This is a genomic window from Brevibacterium spongiae (assembly GCF_026168515.1).
Lineage (GTDB): Bacteria > Actinomycetota > Actinomycetes > Actinomycetales > Brevibacteriaceae > Brevibacterium > Brevibacterium spongiae.
The window spans coordinates 2,919,389-2,937,378 of record NZ_CP093443.1; the positions used below are offsets into that span (position 1 = coordinate 2,919,389).

General features: G+C 64.4%; 17 protein-coding genes. 11 read left to right on the forward strand and 6 right to left on the reverse strand.

All coding sequences use genetic code 11. The features are described 5' to 3' along the window. The first annotated feature begins 1 nt into the window (after window position 1). Window positions 2–1,231, forward strand: a complete 1,230-nt coding sequence (locus L1F31_RS13145) for a D-alanyl-D-alanine carboxypeptidase family protein (RefSeq protein WP_265417726.1) — start codon at window positions 2–4, stop codon at window positions 1,229–1,231. Between the two features lie 390 nt (window positions 1,232–1,621). Beyond that, the gene (locus tag L1F31_RS13150; RefSeq protein ID WP_265417727.1) at window positions 1,622–1,792 is read left to right on the forward strand and encodes a hypothetical protein; all 171 of its coding nucleotides are present in this window, start codon (window positions 1,622–1,624) and stop codon (window positions 1,790–1,792) included. Between the two features lie 93 nt (window positions 1,793–1,885). On the opposite strand, the gene L1F31_RS13155 is transcribed toward L1F31_RS13150, so the two are convergent. The 5 genes from L1F31_RS13155 to nrdH form a co-directional block, all read right to left on the reverse strand. Continuing rightward, entirely contained in the window at window positions 1,886–2,392 is a 507-nt protein-coding gene (locus L1F31_RS13155; RefSeq protein ID WP_265417728.1) for a hemerythrin domain-containing protein, read from the reverse strand. A gap of 146 nt (window positions 2,393–2,538) precedes the next feature. Further along, window positions 2,539–3,510, reverse strand: a complete 972-nt coding sequence (gene nrdF, locus L1F31_RS13160) for a class 1b ribonucleoside-diphosphate reductase subunit beta (protein WP_265417729.1) — start codon at window positions 3,508–3,510, stop codon at window positions 2,539–2,541. 197 nt (window positions 3,511–3,707) lie between these two features. Continuing rightward, entirely contained in the window at window positions 3,708–5,834 is a 2,127-nt protein-coding gene (nrdE, locus tag L1F31_RS13165) for a class 1b ribonucleoside-diphosphate reductase subunit alpha (RefSeq protein ID WP_265420443.1), read from the reverse strand. A 5-nt stretch (window positions 5,835–5,839) separates the two neighbouring features. Beyond that, window positions 5,840–6,253 (reverse strand): class Ib ribonucleoside-diphosphate reductase assembly flavoprotein NrdI, encoded by a 414-nt coding sequence (gene nrdI, locus L1F31_RS13170; RefSeq protein ID WP_265417730.1) that lies wholly within the window; start codon window positions 6,251–6,253, stop codon window positions 5,840–5,842. 1 nt (window position 6,254) lies between these two features. Next, a complete protein-coding gene (nrdH, locus tag L1F31_RS13175; RefSeq protein ID WP_265417731.1) occupies window positions 6,255–6,500 on the reverse strand; it encodes a glutaredoxin-like protein NrdH in 246 nt (81 codons plus the stop codon). 597 nt (window positions 6,501–7,097) lie between these two features. Between nrdH and L1F31_RS13180 the strand changes: the two genes are divergently transcribed. The 7 genes from L1F31_RS13180 (at window position 7,098) to L1F31_RS13210 (ending at window position 13,568) form a co-directional block, all read left to right on the forward strand. Further along, window positions 7,098–8,093, forward strand: coding sequence for an AAA family ATPase (locus L1F31_RS13180; RefSeq protein WP_265417732.1), 996 nt, complete (start codon window positions 7,098–7,100; stop codon window positions 8,091–8,093). A gap of 12 nt (window positions 8,094–8,105) precedes the next feature. Continuing rightward, window positions 8,106–8,990 (forward strand): DUF58 domain-containing protein, encoded by an 885-nt coding sequence (locus tag L1F31_RS13185; RefSeq protein WP_265417733.1) that lies wholly within the window; start codon window positions 8,106–8,108, stop codon window positions 8,988–8,990. Next, the gene (locus tag L1F31_RS13190) at window positions 8,977–9,429 is read left to right on the forward strand and encodes a hypothetical protein (RefSeq protein WP_265417734.1); all 453 of its coding nucleotides are present in this window, start codon (window positions 8,977–8,979) and stop codon (window positions 9,427–9,429) included. The genes L1F31_RS13185 and L1F31_RS13190 overlap by 14 nt, the downstream gene beginning before the upstream one ends. Continuing rightward, complete coding sequence (locus L1F31_RS13195) at window positions 9,420–10,394, forward strand: vWA domain-containing protein (RefSeq protein WP_265417735.1); 975 nt, start codon at window positions 9,420–9,422, stop codon at window positions 10,392–10,394. The genes L1F31_RS13190 and L1F31_RS13195 overlap by 10 nt, the downstream gene beginning before the upstream one ends. Continuing rightward, window positions 10,391–11,578 (forward strand): vWA domain-containing protein, encoded by a 1,188-nt coding sequence (locus L1F31_RS13200; RefSeq protein WP_265417736.1) that lies wholly within the window; start codon window positions 10,391–10,393, stop codon window positions 11,576–11,578. The genes L1F31_RS13195 and L1F31_RS13200 overlap by 4 nt, the downstream gene beginning before the upstream one ends. Beyond that, the gene (locus tag L1F31_RS13205) at window positions 11,575–12,378 is read left to right on the forward strand and encodes a tetratricopeptide repeat protein (RefSeq protein ID WP_265417737.1); all 804 of its coding nucleotides are present in this window, start codon (window positions 11,575–11,577) and stop codon (window positions 12,376–12,378) included. The genes L1F31_RS13200 and L1F31_RS13205 overlap by 4 nt, the downstream gene beginning before the upstream one ends. Window positions 12,379–12,458: 80 nt before the next feature. Continuing rightward, on the forward strand, window positions 12,459–13,568 hold the full coding sequence (locus L1F31_RS13210) for a histidinol-phosphate transaminase (RefSeq protein WP_265417738.1): 1,110 nt from the start codon (window positions 12,459–12,461) through the stop codon (window positions 13,566–13,568). Window positions 13,569–13,659: 91 nt separating this feature from the next. On the opposite strand, the gene L1F31_RS13215 is transcribed toward L1F31_RS13210, so the two are convergent. After that, the gene (locus L1F31_RS13215) at window positions 13,660–15,081 is read right to left on the reverse strand and encodes a PucR family transcriptional regulator (protein WP_265417739.1); all 1,422 of its coding nucleotides are present in this window, start codon (window positions 15,079–15,081) and stop codon (window positions 13,660–13,662) included. Between the two features lie 143 nt (window positions 15,082–15,224). Here L1F31_RS13215 and speB point away from each other — a divergent pair, with 143 nt between their 5' ends. Together speB and L1F31_RS13225 are read left to right on the forward strand one after the other, a co-directional pair. Next, entirely contained in the window at window positions 15,225–16,235 is a 1,011-nt protein-coding gene (gene speB / locus L1F31_RS13220) for an agmatinase (RefSeq protein ID WP_265417740.1), read from the forward strand. Then, entirely contained in the window at window positions 16,236–17,987 is a 1,752-nt protein-coding gene (locus tag L1F31_RS13225; protein ID WP_265417741.1) for a thiamine pyrophosphate-binding protein, read from the forward strand. It abuts the gene before it with no gap. Window positions 17,988–17,990 lie beyond the last annotated feature (3 nt).

Sequence of the window (17,990 nt, forward strand, 5' to 3'; positions counted from 1 at the left end):
CATGCGTTTCACCCGCTCGACTGCTTCCTCACCGTCCGTCGTCTTCCTCGGTGCCGTCCTCGTGCTCCTCCTGATCTCGGTCCCGCTCCTCTCTTCCCCCGCGCCTGCGCACACGGCGCCCCAGCGGGCAGAGACGACGGCTCCGGCGTACGAGTCTCCCGCCGACCTCGGCGACGGGTCGAAGCCGCCGAAGCCGGTCGGAGTGTCCTGGCTCGTCGGCGACCTCGACAACGGGAACCTGCACTCCGCGAAGAACATCGAGAAACGCCACGCACCAGCTTCGACGATCAAGCTGCTCACGGCCCTTGCGCTGGTCGACGTGCTCGATGACAAGCAGCAGAAGGTCACCGCCGAATTCGAGGACATGCAGGTCGACGGAACGAAGGTCGGTCTCATGCAGACGAACAAGTACACGGTCGATCTGCTCTTCCACGCCATGCTCATGTCCAGTGCCAATGACGCCGCGAACGCCCTCGGCCGAGCTGCCGGCGGACAGAAGAAGGCCGTGCAGCTGATGAACGACAAGGCTGCGGAGCTGGGCCTGCAGAACACGCACGCGAAGAACACCTCCGGCCTTGACGCGAAGGGGCAGTACACGACCGCCGAGGATCTCATGAAGATCGCGTGGGCCGTCTGTGAGGACGACTATCTGATGAAGGTCATCGGGACGGAGACCTTCAAGTTCCCCGGCGGGAAGAACCCGCAGACGAAGGAGAAGTTCGCAGGCTACGAGATCCAGAATCATACGAAGATCGTCGGCCAGGTCGATGGCGGTCTCGGCCTGAAGAACGGCTTCACCCGCGCGGCGAAGGGTTCGTATGTCGCTGTGGCCGAACGCGACGGGCACCGGGTGGTGGCGACGATGCTCGGCATCGACAACAATTCCCGGCAGGCCGCCGTCGATCTCCTCGAATGGGACTTCGCGCAGAAGAAGCCGAAATCGCTGCAGACCGTGCCGGTGGGAGTCCAAGCTTCTGCCGAGGCGGAACCCACCGCCTCGGGCACCGGCAGCGACGCCGGAGGGGCCGCAGACGGAGCTTCCGAGGAGTCTGCGGACAAGTCATCCGCAGGTGGGACCGAAAACTCGGCCACCACGGTGGCATCACGATCCCTGAGTGCGGCGATGGACAATCCGCTGGCCCTCGGGCTGCTCGCCGCAGGGATCGTCCTGCTCGTCCTCACCGCTGTGTTCTGGGCCAGGCTCAGGGCGCGCATTCAGGGCCGTCGCTGACGACACGATGACATGACCTCGGCGGTGGGTCGGTCTAGAGCCGACAACGGGGTCGCTTCGGAGTCGCTTCAGGGCCACCTCGGGGCTGTCTCAGGGCCGCCTCGGGGAGGACATCGGAAATCGAGTGGACATTGTCCGCTCCGGCAGGTTAGAGTGGTGTTCTGCGTTCGAAGTTGTCCGCATTCATCGAACCGATCGTTGCGTTGCTCCTGACGACATGTTTTGAAGTCGCAGGCCCCGATCATGGTTTGACTTTGCAGATGAATGTTCCGGACACCGTATCTCTTCGAATCGCAGATCCCCATGGCGATCACCCAGTCGCCGATTTTTGAACCTGAGGAATAGCTCGCGTCGATGCCTGCTATTCACAACTGAAGAAAGGAGGGAACCATGTCTGAGTTCCCACAGTGGGTCCAGCGCGGACTCGACCACGCCAAGATGATCGAACCCAAGATCAGCCGCCAGTCCCCCGGTGAGGTCACCATCAAGGATGCGACCGGTCGCATCCTGGTCTTCACCGGCAATTCGCTGCGTGAGATCACGCCGATGGCCGCCGCTTGAAGGCGTGATCGTCTGATCGCTTGAACTGAAGAGGACGCCCACGCGCTGCCGGGTTTTACGCAGCGGGTGGGCGTCAGTCATTCACAGTTCCGGTCAGCTGCGACCTGACATCTCGCAGGTCCACCCTTCTGGGATATCTGGGTTCGCCAGCGTTTCGAGGATCTCCTCGCCGAGGTCGGCGGTGAGCAGATCGTCGCCGGCCGGGTAGAGGATCTTCTCCTCCTTGTCATTGTGCGCTTCCAGACCGGTTTCAAGGGCCTCCCAGACCGGGGCAGCAATCTCACCGCTGCTCGCGCCCGCCTCCAGCTTGCTTGCGATCTCGTCCATGCGATCCCACAGTTCCCCGTGTTCACGGAGCATGACGAAGACCGGACCCATCAGCCCTCCGGCCTTCATCGCCGGAAAGTGCAGGACCTCCTCGACGTAGATATGGTGTCGCAGCCCTGCCGCACCCGTGGTGAACGCCTCGACATCGATCGGCCCATCTCCTGACAGAGACTGCGCGAATTTCTCGAAATATCCGTCGATGCGGTGGTGATCGCGCTCAAGTACCTCACCGACGCTGAGGCCTGCGCTCTCGTCTGCTGCTGAGTCCGTCATAATGTGCAACTCCTTCGACTCTCGACCTGAGGACATCGTCCTCGTCTTCCGATTGTGCCACTGTGATTTCCGCACGTATGAAAACGGCCCACCCGAGCGTGATCGCTCGAGTGGGCCGCTTCGAATCTCTGGTCTCAGAGACTGGGTCAGAAGTCCCAGTCGTCGTCTTCGGTGTTCTCTGCCTTGCCGATGACGTAGGACGAACCCGAACCGGAGAAGAAGTCGTGGTTCTCATCGCTGCCGGGCGAGAGCGCCGCGAGGATGGCCGGGTTGACCTTCGTGACCTCCTTGGGGAACATCGCCTCATAGCCGAGGTTCATCAGCGCCTTATTGGCGTTGTAGTGGAGGAACATCTTGCAGTCCTCGGCCAATCCCACCGAATCGTAGATGTCGTGGGTGTAGGCGACCTCGTTCTCGTAGAGCTCGAACATGAGGTTCATCGTGTAGTCCTTGAGCTCCTGCTTGCGCTCCTCGGACTGCGACTCCAGACCCTTCTGGTACTTGTAGCCGATGTAGTAGCCGTGCACGGCCTCGTCGCGGATGATCAGCCGGATGAGGTCGGCGGTGTTCGTCAGCTTCGCGTGTGCCGACCAGTACATGGGCAGGTAGAAGCCGGAGTAGAAGAGGAACGACTCGAGCAGCGTCGAGGCGACCTTGCGCTTGAGCGGATCGTCTCCCCGGTAGTAGCTGAGGATGATGTCGGCCTTCGACTGCAGGTACGTGTTCTCACGTGACCAGCGGAACGCCTCGTCGATCTCCTTCGTCGAGCACAGGGTGGAGAAGATCGAGGAATACGACTTCGCATGCACGCTCTCCATGAACGCGATGTTCGTCAGCACCGCCTCTTCGTGCGGGGTGACGGCATCGGGGATGAGCGAAATCGCCCCGACCGTTCCCTGGATCGTGTCGAGCAGGGTCAGGCCAGTGAAAACACGCATCGTCAGCGTCTTCTCGTCATCGGTCAGCGTCGCCCACGAAGGGATGTCATTGCTCAGCGGCACCTTCTCCGGCAGCCAGAAGTTGCCGGTCAGTCGGTCCCACACCTCGTCGTCGATCGGATCGACGACGCGGTTCCAGTTGATGGCGTCGACATGCGAAGCCAGAGTCAGATTCTCCAACGCAATCTCTCTTCCCAAAAAGTCTTGTTCTGCGATAGTCACGAAGTCATCTTCGTGCTGAGGTTCAGCGGTCTGCTCTGCAGACGAATATCCGAATTGCGGGTCTCACTGTTCGTTGTGTCCAAGCAGTCCACGAACCGAGCGGACCCTGCACGAAGCCGGCGGACCGATTCTCATCGGTCCGCCGTGCCTGTGGATCAGAGCATGCAGGAGACGCAGCCCTCGACCTCCGTGCCCTGCAGTGCGAGCTGCCGGAGCCGGATGTAGTAGATGGTCTTGATGCCCTTGCGCCAGGCGTAGATCTGCGCCTTGTTGATATCGCGAGTGGTGGCGGTGTCCATGAAGAACAGCGTCAGCGACAGTCCCTGGTCCACGTGCTTCGTGGCCTCGGCGTAGGTGTCGATGATCTTCTCGTAGCCGATCTCGTAGGCGTCCTGGTAGTACTCGAGGTTGTCGTTGTCCATGAAAGGAGCCGGGTAGTAGACGCGCCCGACCTTGCCTTCCTTGCGGATTTCGATCTTCGAGGCCACCGGGTGGATCGACGAGGTCGAGTTGTTGATGTAGGAGATCGAACCGGTCGGCGGAACGGCCTGCAGGTTCTGGTTGTAGATGCCGTGCTCGGCGACCTGGGCCTTGAGCTCGCGCCAGTCCTCCTGGGTCGGGATGTGCACACCCGCCTCGTCGAAGAGCTCCTTGACGCGCGTGGTGCGCGGCTGCCACACCTCATCGGTGTACTTGTCGAAGTATTCGCCGGTGGCGTACTTCGAGCGTTCGAAGCCGGCGAACGTCTCGCCGCGCTCCTTCGCGATCTCCATCGACGCCCGCACGCAGTGGTAGGCGACCGTGTAGAAGTACATGTTCGTGAAGTCCAGGCCCTCGTCGGAGCCGTAGTAGACGTGCTCACGGGCGAGGTAGCCGTGCAGGTTCATCTGGCCCAGGCCGATGGCGTGCGACATGTCGTTGCCGCGTGCGATCGACGGAACGGACTGGATGTCCGAGGTCTCGGCGACGGCGGTGAGGCCGCGGATCGCGGTCTCGATGGTCTGTCCGAAGTTCTCCGAATCCATCGTCAGCGCGATGTTGAGCGATCCCAGGTTGCAGGAGATGTCCTTGCCGACCACGTCGTAGCCGAGATCATCGTCGTACTTGCTGGGTTCGGAGACCTGGAGGATCTCCGAGCACAGGTTGGACATGATGATCTTGCCGTCGATCGGGTTGGCCTTGTTGACCGTGTCCTCGAACATGACGTACGGGTAGCCGGACTCGAACTGGATCTCGGCAAGCGTCTGGAAGAACTCGCGGGCGTTGATCTTCTTCTTCTTGATCGCTGCGTTGTCGACCAGCTCCGTGTACTTCTCGGTGACGTTGATGTCGGAGAAGGGCACACCGTAGACGCGTTCGACGTCGTAGGGGCTGAAGAGGTACATGTCCTCGTTGCGCTTGGCGAGTTCGAAGGTGATGTCGGGGATCACGACGCCCAGAGACAAGGTCTTGATCCGGATCTTCTCATCGGCGTTCTCACGCTTGGTGTCGAGGAACTTGTAGATGTCGGGGTGGTGGGCGTGCAGGTACACGGCACCGGCACCCTGACGGGCTCCCAGCTGGTTGGCGTAGGAGAAGGAGTCTTCGAGCAGCTTCATGACCGGGATGACACCGGAGGACTGGTTCTCGATCTTCTTGATCGGGGCACCGGACTCACGGATGTTCGTCAGCGCGAAGGCCACACCGCCGCCGCGCTTGGACAGCTGCAGAGCCGAGTTGATGGACCGGCCGATCGACTCCATGTTGTCTTCGATACGCAGCAGGAAGCACGAGACGAGCTCACCGCGCTGGCGCTTTCCGGCGTTGAGGAAGGTCGGAGTGGCCGGCTGGAAGCGACCGCTGATGATCTCGTCGACGAGCTGAGTCGCCAGCGTCTCATCGCCGCGGGCGAGGAATAGAGCGACCATGACTACGCGATCCTCGAAGCGCTCGAGGTAGCGCTTGCCGTCGAAGGTCTTCAGCGTGTACGAGGTGTAGAACTTGAAGGCGCCGAGGAACGTCTGGAAGCGGAACTTGTGGTCATACGCCCGCTTCGACAGCGTCTCGATGAAGTCGAAGGAATACTGCTCGAGGACTTCGGGCTCGTAGTAGTCCTTCTCAACGAGGTAGTCCAGCTTCTCCTTGAGGTCATGGAAGAAGACTGTGTTGTTATTCACGTGCTGCAGGAAGTACTGCCGGGCAGCCTGCTTGTCACGTTCGAACTGAATCCGTCCGTCTTCGTCGTACAGATTCAGCATGGCGTTGAGCGCATGGTAGTCCAGATCCGTCTCTTCGCGGATGATGTCCTCTACATTGCGGTCTTCAGCGAGCTCGCGCACAGTTTGTCCAATCCTAGATTCACAGCGTCGACATCCTCCGGGGTGCCCAGGAGTTCGACTCGGTACATGAGGGGTACTTGACATTTGGCGGCGACCTTCTTGGCCGCGCGACAGTAATCTTCGCCGAAGTTCGTGTTTCCGGCTCCGATGACGCCGATGAGGTGGCGCCTGTTCTCTTCGATATTGAGGAATTTGATGACCTGTTTGGGGACGGCTCCTTGATTGCGGCCGGCCCCGTAGGTCGGAGTCATGAGGACGAACGGTTCATCGACTCTCAGTGTCTCCTGCTTCGTCAGCACCGGTATCCGGCGACCCGGATGGCGCAGCTTGCCGACGAAGCGGTGTGTGAACTCTGAGCTACTGGAGTAGTAGACGAGAAGCATTTCAGGCCACGACGGAAGCGTTCTGCTCGCCGGTGAGGGTGGCGATCTTGTCCGGTCGGAATCCCGACCAGTGATCGTTGTCGGTGACAACGACGGGGGCCTGCATGTAGCCCATGGCCTTGACGACGTCGAGAGCGTTCTCATCGACGCTGAGATCGACCGACTTGTACTTCAGGCCCTTGGCGTCGAGCGCGCGGTAGGTTGCATTGCACTGGACGCAAGCTGGCTTGGTGTACACGGTGATCATGACGACTCCTTCATTCTGCCTTGCGGCTCCGCGTTCTGTGTGATGCGGCCGACCCTCTCGATCCCGCGAATCATGATGAAAATCACGAGGCGCTGGCTCAGGGGTGACCACTAGATGTTGTGTTCGGGTACGACCTTACCCCTATATCCAGTGTTACACCAGTGTCATTCGAAGCTTCCACACCCTGTGTCCTCACCGTCCACATTCGTCCACAGGCTGTGAACAACACCCTTGTAGTTCGATCACCAGCGCGGACACTGGGAACAGTCATCGACGAGGCATTTCTCGGCCCATTTTCCACCTCCGTTATCCACCGCTTTCCACAGGAAAAATTTTTGCCTGTGGGTGTGTCGGGACCATTCATGCTCCGCACATCGCCTCCTCTCGTTTCACTTCGACCGCGGCCCTTCCTTCCGCGGTCCCATCGACGCTACAGCTCGGTCCTGACATGAGAATCGCCTGAGTCCTGAGCCCAGCCCCCGCAAGACCGCCGGGATGACGACGTGTGTCAGCTCTGCAACGACTTCGGCTGTCGCTGTGTCAGTCCCAGCCAATATGCTGGAGACCACACCGAAACGAATCGAGAGGCCCACGACTATGACGGCAACGGCACCGGCGAACACTCAGGAGATCGCACACGCACAGTCGATCCTCAAAGGCCTGGAGTCCTACCTCGACCACTTCGTCGTCGGCCAGCAGCGTCTGCGCGAGTCACTGCTCATCGGCCTCCTCTCCAGCGGTCACCTGCTGCTCGAAAGCGTCCCCGGTCTGGCGAAGACCACTGCCGCAGCGGCCCTGGCCAATGCCGTCGACGGCAAGTTCTCCCGCATCCAGTGCACTCCCGACCTGCTGCCGGCCGACATCATCGGTTCACAGATCTACAACGCGCACGAGGGCTCATTCAACACCGTGCTCGGTCCCGTGCACGCCAACATCGTCCTCCTCGACGAGATCAACCGCTCCTCGGCGAAGACCCAGTCGGCGATGCTCGAAGCCATGCAGGAGAAGCAGACGACGATCGGAGGCAAACGCTTCGAACTCCCCCGCCCCTTCCTCGTCATGGCCACGCAGAACCCGATCGAGCAGGAGGGCACCTATCAGCTGCCCGAAGCACAGCTCGACCGGTTCATGATCAAGGATCTGCTCACCCACCCGAGTCCGAACGAGGAGGTCGAGATCCTCTCCCGCCTCGACTCGGGTGTCTTCGACAAGGATTCGGTCCCGGAACCTGCCTGCACGCTCGACGACGTCGTCACCATGCAGCGCTATGCCAGCACCATCTACATCGACCCGGCGATCACCCGGTACCTCGTCGAACTCGTCCACGCCACCCGCAATACGGGCAAGTATCTCGGCCGGTTCGCTCCCTTCATCGAGTACGGGGCCAGCCCGCGTGCGTCGATCGCATTCACGAATGCCGGCCGGGCGCTGGCGATGATCCGCGGCCGCAACTACGTCATCCCCGAAGACATCAAGGACCTCGCCCACCGGGTCCTCGCCCACCGAGTCCAACTGAACTTCGAAGCCGCCGCCGAGAACATCACGAGCGCCCAGGTCGTCGATGCCCTCCTCATGGCTGTGCCCACCCCCTGATCGGCCGCACCGATGACTGTCCTGCTCAATCGCATCAAGGCGCGGATGACCATCCATGCCCACCGGCGGACCCGGCGCCTCCTCGACGGCGACTATTCGTCGGTGTTCCACGGCCACAGCCTCGACTTCGATGACCTGCGCGACTACATTCCCGGCGACGAGATCCGCGACATCGATTGGAAGGCCACGGCACGGCACACGGAGCCCCTGGTCAAGCGCTATGTCGCCCACCGTCGGCACATCCTCGGCCTCGTCGTCGACTCGTCCCGGAACTTCGACGCCGTGACGTCAGCCGGTGCGGACAAACGTCACCTGGCGATCCTCATGGCCGGGATGGTCGGCTACCTCGCCGTGCGCCACGGCGACGACGTCATGCTCATCCATGGCGATGCCGACCGCACCACCGCCTCACCCCGGAAGGGCAGCGAAGCCCACCTCGAACATCTTCTGCAGCAGATCCTCGCCGAATCCGGCTCCGACTCCCCCGGCTCGATCAACACCCAGCTGCAGTGGATCACCAGCCATATCAACCACCGGATGCTGCTCGTCGTCATCTCCGATCAGGGGCCCCTAGGCCCCGAGGAGGAGGCGACGATCCGTCGTCTCCGCGCCCAACACGAGGTCCTGTGGATCACGATCACCGATGCGGATCTCGCGGGCCTGCCAGCCGCCTCGGCGCCGTTCGACGTCGCCCGACCCGACCACGGCCTGCCCACCTCCGTGATGTCGCGACCCCAGGTGAGACAGGAATTCGCCCTCGCCGAGGCGGCCCGCCGCCAACAGCGCATCGACCTGCTCGCGAAGCTGGGCATCGCCCACACCGAGATCGACCATCCGAAGTCGGCCCTCGGCCGGCTCCACACCCTGCTGCTGAGGCACCGCCGTGGGCCCCGCTGAACTCGTCGGACCGCTGCAGATCTCGCCCGCGTGGTACGTTGCGGCGACGTTCGTGCTGCTCATCGTCCTGGGCAACTACTTCGCTCCGCTGTTCCGCCTCGCGGCCGGAGCAACCGGGGCGACCGGTCCGCGGATTCCGATCCCCGTGCGCAGCACCTACCTCTCACGCATCGCCGCGGTGGAGTCGGAGCTGAGCGCGGAGACCGCCGATGTCCGTGATTCGGCCAGGGAGCTGGCGAAGATCGTCCGCGAATTCGCCCATGACGCCTGGGGTGTCAAGGCCGAACACCTCACCTACCGGGACGCCGCGGTCTCGGGCCTCGACGACCTCGCCGCATGCCTGCTCGGACTCTATGAGGCGGAGTTCGCGGAGACCGAGCCGGTCGGTCTGGACGCCCAGATCGCCGAAGCCAGAAAGCTGGTGGCCCGATGGTCCTGATGTTCTGGTGGCTGGCCCTCATCCTGCTCGTCCTCGCGGCCGCAGCGGTCTTCTTCTTCCGCCGGCCCAAGGCCACGGCTTCGTCGTTGGCGGTGGCGCACAGCGGCCGGATGACGAGTCTGCCGAGCTTCCGCCGGGCCATGCGCACACGGCTGACCATGACCGTCGCCTTCCTCGGCGTCATCGTCCTCACCGGAGTCTCCGCGCTGGCCGGCATCGCCCGACCGGCGTGGATCGAGACGGTCAATCCGGAGAAGAAGATGCGCGATGTCATGCTCTGCCTCGACGTATCGGGGTCCATGCTCGGCTACGACGCCGACCTCCTCGAGGCGTACCAGGAGCTCGTCGACCGGTTCGACGGCGAACGCATCGGCATGACCGTCTTCAATTCCACGGCGGTCTCCGCGTTCCCGCTCACCGACGACTACGACATGGTGCAGAACTTCCTCGCCGAAGCCGAAGACGGCTTCCGCACCTGGGGTTCGGAGGGCACCGACTATTCGTGGTCGACCTCGCCGCCGAACATCGGCGGGTCCTCGCTCATCGGCGACGGACTGGTCAGCTGCGTGGACAACTTCGACCGCCAGGACGAGGAGCGGTCCCGCTCGATCGTCTTCGCCACCGACAATATGCTCGCCGGCGACCCCCTGTTCGAACTCAACGAGGCCGCCGATATCGCCGTCGACGCGAAGGTCCGCGTCTACACCCTCTCCCCTCCCTCGGTTCTCACGACCACACAGACGAAGGAGCTCGAGTCCGTGTCCGACCGCACCGGAGGCAAACAGTTCGACATGGGCTCGGCGTCGACCATCGACCGCATCGTCGAGGAGATCCAGAGCGAGGAGGCCGCGAACACTCCCGGCCGCTCGTACACAGTCGTCCATGACATGCCGGCGGTGCCCCTCGGGCTTGCCGTCTTCGGTCTGGCAGGAGTCTTCGTGCTGGCATGGAGGACCAAATCATGATCTTCGATCCCGTCTTCACCTGGTTCGGTTGGGGCTTCATCGTCCTCGCCCTGCTCACCGTCTGCCTCATCCCCGCCATCCGCGGCGACGGTCCGCGATGGAAATGGTTCGCCCGCATGGGCGTCGTCGCGGTTCTCGCTCTCGCGCTGGCCCGGCCCGGCATTCCGATCAAATCCTCGACCGAGGAATACGAAGCCCGCGCCGACGTCTACTTCGTCGTCGACACGACGACGTCGATGGCGGCCGAGGACTTCGACGGGGACAAGACCCGCCTGTCAGGGGTGAAGAAGGACATGCTCGACCTGGCCGAGCAGTTCCCCGGCACCCGACTGTCCATCATCACCTTCGCCTCGACCGCTGCGACCGTGATGCCGCTGACGACCGACCATGCGGCGTTCGCCTCCGCCGTCGACGTCCTCGCCCCGGAGACCTCCCTGAATTCGAAGGGCTCATCCATCACCGAAGCCGGCGACGAACTCGAGAAGCGGATGAGCGCGAACGACGAGGACCGTCCCGAGAACGAGAACGTCGTCTTCTACTTCGGCGACGGAGAGCAGACCGTGTCGCAGAACCCCGATTCCTGGTCCTCGTTCTCCTCCCGCATCGACAGCGGCGCCGTCTTCGGCTATGGCACATCTGCCGGCGGGAAGATGCGCGAATCCCAGCCCTTCGGCTACGGATCCGGTGTCGGCAACCCGGGAGGTGCCGATGACGAACCCGGTCTCGGCGGCGACGGGGATACCCAGGACGAAGGCGGGGCCGGCGATTACATCCGCGACAGTGAGGGAAATCCGGGAGTCTCGAAGATCGACGAGTCCAACCTCAAGACCCTCGCCTCCGACCTCGGCGTCGACTACCATCACCGCGACGGCAAGGGTGCGATCTCCAGCGTCTACGACGCCCCGAAGTACGATCAGGCGCTGGTGAAGAAGGACGGACGCGTCACCGTCGACGAATACTTCTGGATCCCGCTCATCCTCGTGTTCGCGTGGATCGCCGTGGAGTTCGTCTTAGGCTTCCGCGAATACCTCCGCCTCAGGCAGCTCACCCCGCGACCACCTCGCCGAGGCGGCCCACCCGGACCGGGAAGCGTGCCCTACCAGCACGGCGGGGTGCCTGCCCAACCGGGTGTGCCCCACCGGTCCGGGGCTTCCGAGCCCGGACAGTCGGGAGGCCCTCGATGAATCGCCTGACCTCCCTGTGGGCACGGCTGGCGCGGATGACGAAGATCAATCTCATCCTCGGAACCGTCTTCGCCCTGCTCTTCGGCTATATTGCGATGGCCACATACTTCGGCACCGCGTCCCAGGTCCGCTACACCTCGAACGACTTCCCCGGAGCGAAGAAGGCAGCGACCGCGTTCCTGCGCGTCAGTCCCTTCCAACGCCACATCGGCTACTACAACCGAGGCACCTCCGAGGCGGCCGTCGGTGACTACGATGCAGCGCAGACCGATCTCGAGGCCGCTTTGGAGATCGCACCGACCTCGGCCGAATGCGCCGTGCGGATCAACCTCTCCTTTGTCTATGAGAAGCAGGCCGATCAGATCGCGGCGCAGGATCACGACCAGTCTCAGGAACTCTACGACCGTTCCCTGAAGACGCTTGAGGACGCCCCCGAAGAGTGCCAGCCGAAGAAGAGCGAAGAGAAGCAGAAGAGCGGTCAGGCTAAGGAACGCGTCGAGGACAAGAAGAAGGGCGAACAGGCCAAGGAGGAGGGAAGCGGCGACGATTCCCAGGACCAGGATTCGAAGGACTCCGATGGCAAGGACGAGGACTCGAAGGACAAATCCGACGACGGCTCCTCCTCCGAAGGCGATGACGAGAAGCAGGGTGAGAAGGAACCCGACGACTCCTCAGGCAAATCCGAACGTGAGAAGAAGCGGGAGGAGCTGGAGAAGCGGGGCGAGGACTCCGATCGCCAGCAGCAACAGCAGGGCCCCGGAGGCAACGGCGGACGGTCCTCACCGGACAAACCCTGGTGAGTCAGGCACCGGGCGGGTGGTTCGCAGGAACGCGCTAACCGCCCGCCCGGCAGCTCATCAGCCTGTGACATCATGAGGGCATGAACGCCGAGAACCCCGACTCCTCTGCCCCGTCGACGCCGCGCCTGCGGGCCGCCCTCGACACCTTCCCGCCCTATATTCCGGGCAAGCCTCCCCGCGAGGTCACCGGGCTGCGGCCGTTCAAACTCTCCTCCAACGAGAACTTCCTCTCCCCGCTGCCCGAGGTCCTCGACGCGATGGTCGCCCACGCCAAGGACCCCGCCCACTACCCCGACGATGCGGCAGTGGCGCTGCGTGAGGAACTGGCGAAGCGCCTCGGCGTGGGGCTCGACGAACTCGTCGTCACCACCGGTGCCTCCGAACTCCTCGTCGCCCTGACTCAGATCACCTCCGATGCGACCACCGAGGCGATCTACCCCTGGCCGTCGTTCGAGATGTACCCGCAGACGACCGGGCTCGCCGGCTCCGCCCGCATCGAAGTGCCGCTGAGCGCGGACGGCCGTCACGACCTCGACGCGATGGCCGAGGCGATCACCGACCGCACCACTCTCATCATCCTGTGCTCGCCGAACAACCCGACCGGTCCGGTGCTGCGCGATGCCGAACTCCGCAGTTTCCTCGACCGGGTGCCCGACCACGTCCTCGTCGCTCTCGACGAAGCCTACTGGGAGTTCGCCACGGCCCCGGAACGGGTGCGCGGCCTCGAGCTGGTCAAGGACTATGAGAACCTCGTCCTGCTGCGCACCTTCTCCAAAGCTCACGGTCTGGCCGGGCTGCGTGTCGGCTATGCCGTTGCCCACCCGGCGGTCATCAGCGGTCTGCTCAAGGCCGTCATCCCCTTCGGCGTGACGGATATGAGTCAGGCCGCCGCCCTCGAATCGCTGCGTCACTGGGACGCTGTGCTCGAACGGGCCGCACAGATCGCCGCGGCGCGGGACGCTTTCGCCGCAGCCCTGCGCGACCAGGGCTGGGACGTGCCCGAGGCGCAGGCGAACTATGTGTGGCTGCCCCTGGGTGAGAAGTCCGCGGCCTTCGAAGACGCCTGCGTCGAACAGGCAGTGGCGGTGCGTAACCTCGGTGCTGGCGTGCGCATCAGCATCGGCGAGGACGAAGCCCTGGCCCGAGTCCTCGAGATCGCCGAAAGATTCCGCGCCGAACATTTCTCGTAACCGTTGCTCGCACCGGCCGTCTCGCACCGGCTATCTCGCACCGGCTATCTCGCGCCGTGACTTTCCGTCTCTCGCGCTGACGTGGCTCGGCTCAGAGTTCGGCGAGTTCGAGCGCCATCGACACTGCCTGCAGAGTCTCGGCGCGGGAGAGATCACGGCCGAGCAGCTTCTCGATCTTCGCCATCCGCGCCCGCACCGTGTGCCGGTGGATGCCGAGCTCGGCGGCGATGCGCTCCTTCGCCCCGCCCGCCTGGATGAAGGCACGCAGCGTCTCCAACAGCTCCTGTCCGCCCCGGGCCCGGATGAGCTCGCCGAGCACCCGGTCGACGAAGCGATCCGCGGTCTCCTCGTCGACGGCCGAGAGCAGGGCCTTAACCTCGGACGCCTCGGTTTCATGCTGAGTCCGCAGCAGCGTCCACATGTGATGGATCTGTGAGACGGGAATCCGCTTCTCCGCCACGGGCTCGAGACAGGCCACTGTCGCGGCCCTGGTGACGAGGTCCTCGAGGCCCAAGTCGGCACCACCGGCGATGCCGAGCAGGGAGCCGGCGCGAGTGACCAACGCGGCGCCGACGATGTCGGCGATGAGGTGCTCTGCCGTGTCACCACGCACTCCTGCGAAGAATCTCACCCCGGTCGTCGCCACCGGCGCCAGACCCGTGGCACGTGTCCATTCGGCACGCGCCTCCTCGGTGCTCAGCTCCGATTCGAACAGTCGAGAGGGCCCGGCGGGGGCCGGCAGTTCGGTCAGAGTCATCGCCAACAGGGCGGCGGCAGTCGACAGCAGCAGGGCACGAGTCTTCGGAGATCCGGCCGCCTCGGCGGGGGTGAGGATCCACCCCAGCGGACGGTCGCTGCCCGAGGGCACGGCCTCGATGATCCGGGCACCTGTGCGGATGAGGCGAGGACTCAGCGTCGGGGTGAGGTACTCCTCGATGAGCGCGGCACGCACATCGTCTTCGGCGTTCTCACCGGACAGCGCCCTGCCCGTCGGGGAGACGAAACGCACCTCGGCGCCCAAGGTCTCGGCCAGATCGGCCACCAGCGCGCCCGGCCCATGATGGGCAAGGGCATTGGCGAATCGGCGGGCGGCGCTGCTGGCTCGGGTCAGCTCCCGATTTGTCTCGGCTTCGCGCATTCGGGTGAAGGCGTCGACGACGGCGACGAACGGCACCGGCTCGGGCACGCCGAAGACTGCCAGCCCGACCGCCTCGGCGCCGGCGATGAGCCGTTCCGGCACCTCCTGCCACGGCAGATCGGATCCGAGTCCGATGCCGAGTGCGTGGACTCCGACGTCCTTGAGACGGCGCACATAGTCCGCGACGGTATCCGCGCCGAGGTCCTGACCGACGCCGATGGTGAGCAGGACCTCTCCCCCGGCCAGCCATTCGTCGACCTCCGGCAGCTCCGAGGAGTGGACGATCGTGACGTCCTGCTCGGCCGCTGTGGGTGAGTCGACGATGATCTCGAGGGCGAGTTCGCTGCGCGACCACAGCTGTTCCAAAGTGACCATGCGAACGAGTCTATCCAAGTTGGATAGTCTGCTCTCCATTCTGTCCTCAGTGGATATCGATGTTGCCTGGGCCACGTCCTAGGCTGAGGGCAAGTATCCGGCCCGCCCTGGGTCGAATCCGCCTCACGACGAAGGAGAAGCCAGTGACGTCTCAACCGCTCGGCCCCGCCGACTACAGCAAGACACCCCGCTACGCAGGGCCCCCGACCTTCGGTCTGCTGCCGCGCATCGACGAGGTCGAAGCAGAGCGCCCCGGTGAGAAGATCGACGTCAAGGTCATCGGCATCCCCTTCGACGCCGGTGTCAGCTATCGTCCCGGAGCCCGCTTCGGTCCCGCGCATATCCGCCAGTCCTCGAAGCTGCTGCGCCCGTACAACCAGGCCACGAACGTCCATCCGTTCACCTGGCAGCAGGTCGCCGACTGCGGTGACCTGGGCGTCAACCCCTTCAACATCGAAGAGGCCATCGCCACCGTCGAAGCCAACGCCGATGCCATGCGCGCCGACGGGGCCAAGCTGCTCACCCTCGGCGGGGATCACACCCTGGCGCTGCCGAACCTGCGGTCCCTGCACAAGACGCACGGGAAGATCGCCGTCCTCCACTTCGATGCGCACCTCGACACCTGGGACACGTACTTCGGAGCGCCCTACACGCACGGCACCCCGTTCCGTCGGGCCAGCGAGGAGGGGCTCATCGATATGACCGCCTCGATGCACATCGGCATCCGCGGGCCCCTCTACGGGCAGAAAGACCTCGAAGACGATGAGGTGCTCGGCTTCCAGATCATCCGCAGCGACGACTACCAGTTCACCTCTGTGGCCGATGTCGTCGCCCGGATGCGGAAGCGCCTCGGTGATGCCCCGGTCTATCTGTCCGTCGACATCGACGTGCTCGATCCGGCGGCAGCACCCGGCACCGGCACCCCGGAGGCCGGCGGCATGACCAGCCGTGAGCTGCTCAACTCGATCCGCGGGCTGCAGGGCCTCAACGTCGTCGGCGCCGAGATCGTCGAGGTCGCCCCCGCCTACGACCACGCCGAGGTCACCGGACTCGCCGCCGCACACGTCGGCTACGAGGTCCTCTCGCTGTGGGCTGCGGAGAACAACGGCGTGACCGCTCCGTCTGGCCCCGCCGGCGACGCGCTCGGAGCCTGAATGAGCACCGAGCAGAACGTCCGCAACGGCGGTCGCGCGGTCGTCGCGACTCTGGCCGCCCACGGTGTCGACACGATCTTCGGCATCCCCGGCACCCACAATCTCGAGTTCTACCGGCACCTGCCGGAGTTCGGGATCCGGGCCGTGACACCCCGCCACGAACAGGGTGCCGGCTACGGTGCCGACGGGTACTTCCTCGTCTCGGGCAAGCCCGGGGTCGTCATCACGACCTCGGGTCCGGGACTGACGAACGTCATCACCGCAGCCGCGACGGCTTACGCCGAGTCCCGCCCGATGCTCATCCTCTCCCCCGGTGTGCCCACCGGGTTCGAACGTGCTGACGTCGGGATGCTCCACGAGACGAAGGACTCCTCGGGGGCCGTGGGCCACCTCCTCGTGTCCTCCCAGCGCACCCGCACCGCCGAGGGAGCGGCCCAGGCCGTCGCCGAGGCGTTCGCCATGTTCGGCTCCGCCCGACCCGGCCCCGTGCACATCGAGGTCCCCCTCGACGTGCTCGAGGGAGCATGGAACGGCAGCGTTCCGGTCCCGTTTTCCGGTCGCCGTCCGGGACTCGACGAGCATGTCGTGGCCCAGTCCGCCGAGGCGATCCGAGGAGCGCAGGCACCGCTGGTCATCACCGGCGGCGGAGCCCGACGTGCCCACGCCGAGGTGCGCCGATTCGTCGAGGCGCTCGATGCCCCGGTGGCGACGACGGCCAACGGCAAGGGCATCCTGCCCGAGGAGCACCCGCTGTCGCTGGGAGCCAATGTCCGCTTCCCCAGCGTGCAGGCCGAATCGGCCGCCGCCGATGTGCTCATCGTGCTCGGGTCCGAATTGGCCGACTCGGATCTGTGGGGTGGGACCATCGGCGCTCAGATTTCGATCGGCGTCCGCGACGAGGATACTGATCAGATCGTCATCCGCTGTGATATCGACCCCGATCAGCTGAACAAGAACCTGCCCGGGGACATTCTCGCCTGCGCGGACACGTCCGAATTCCTCAGCGCGGTCATGACCGCGCTGGACACGGGGAAGTCCACGACCGCCTCGGCGGGGGACGATGGGACAGACCCGTCTGTCGCGAACGGCACGACCGCGTCTGTCGCGAACGGCACGGCCGCGTCTGTCGCGAACGGCACAGCCGCCTCGGCGAAGGAGAACGGGGCCGCTCGGGTCGCACGGATCCGGGAGAGCTTCGGCGCCGATTTCGACTTCTCGCTCATCGGGGCCAGGGTCACCCGCCTCGTCGAAGCCGGTGCGGGGCCGAACGTCGTCATCTCCGGTGACTCCTCGCAGGTCACCTACGACGGGACCGTGCACGCGCTGACGGCGCGCACCCCCGACCAGCTGCTCTATATGCCCGGATTCGCCACCCTGGGCTACGGCATTCCCGCCGCGCTCGGCGCGAAGGTCGCCGACCCGGATCGACCGGTCGTGTGCATCCTCGGCGACGGTGCTGCCATGTTCTCCATCCAGGAGCTCATGACCGCCGCCGAACTGGAGTTGGGCATTCCCTTCGTCGTCGTCGACAACGGCGGCTATGCGGAGATCGAGGGGCAGATGGTCGACCGTGACATCGCGCCGTTCGCCGTGCGGCTGGCCCGCCCGGACTTCGCGCAGCTCGGTCAGTCCATGGGCGGGGCCGGGGTGACGATCGCCGAGGCGGACATCGATTCCGCTCTGCCGGATGCCATCGCCGAGGCGCTCGGACGCGCCCAGCCCACCGTCATTCACATCATCGTCGGTCACTGAGCC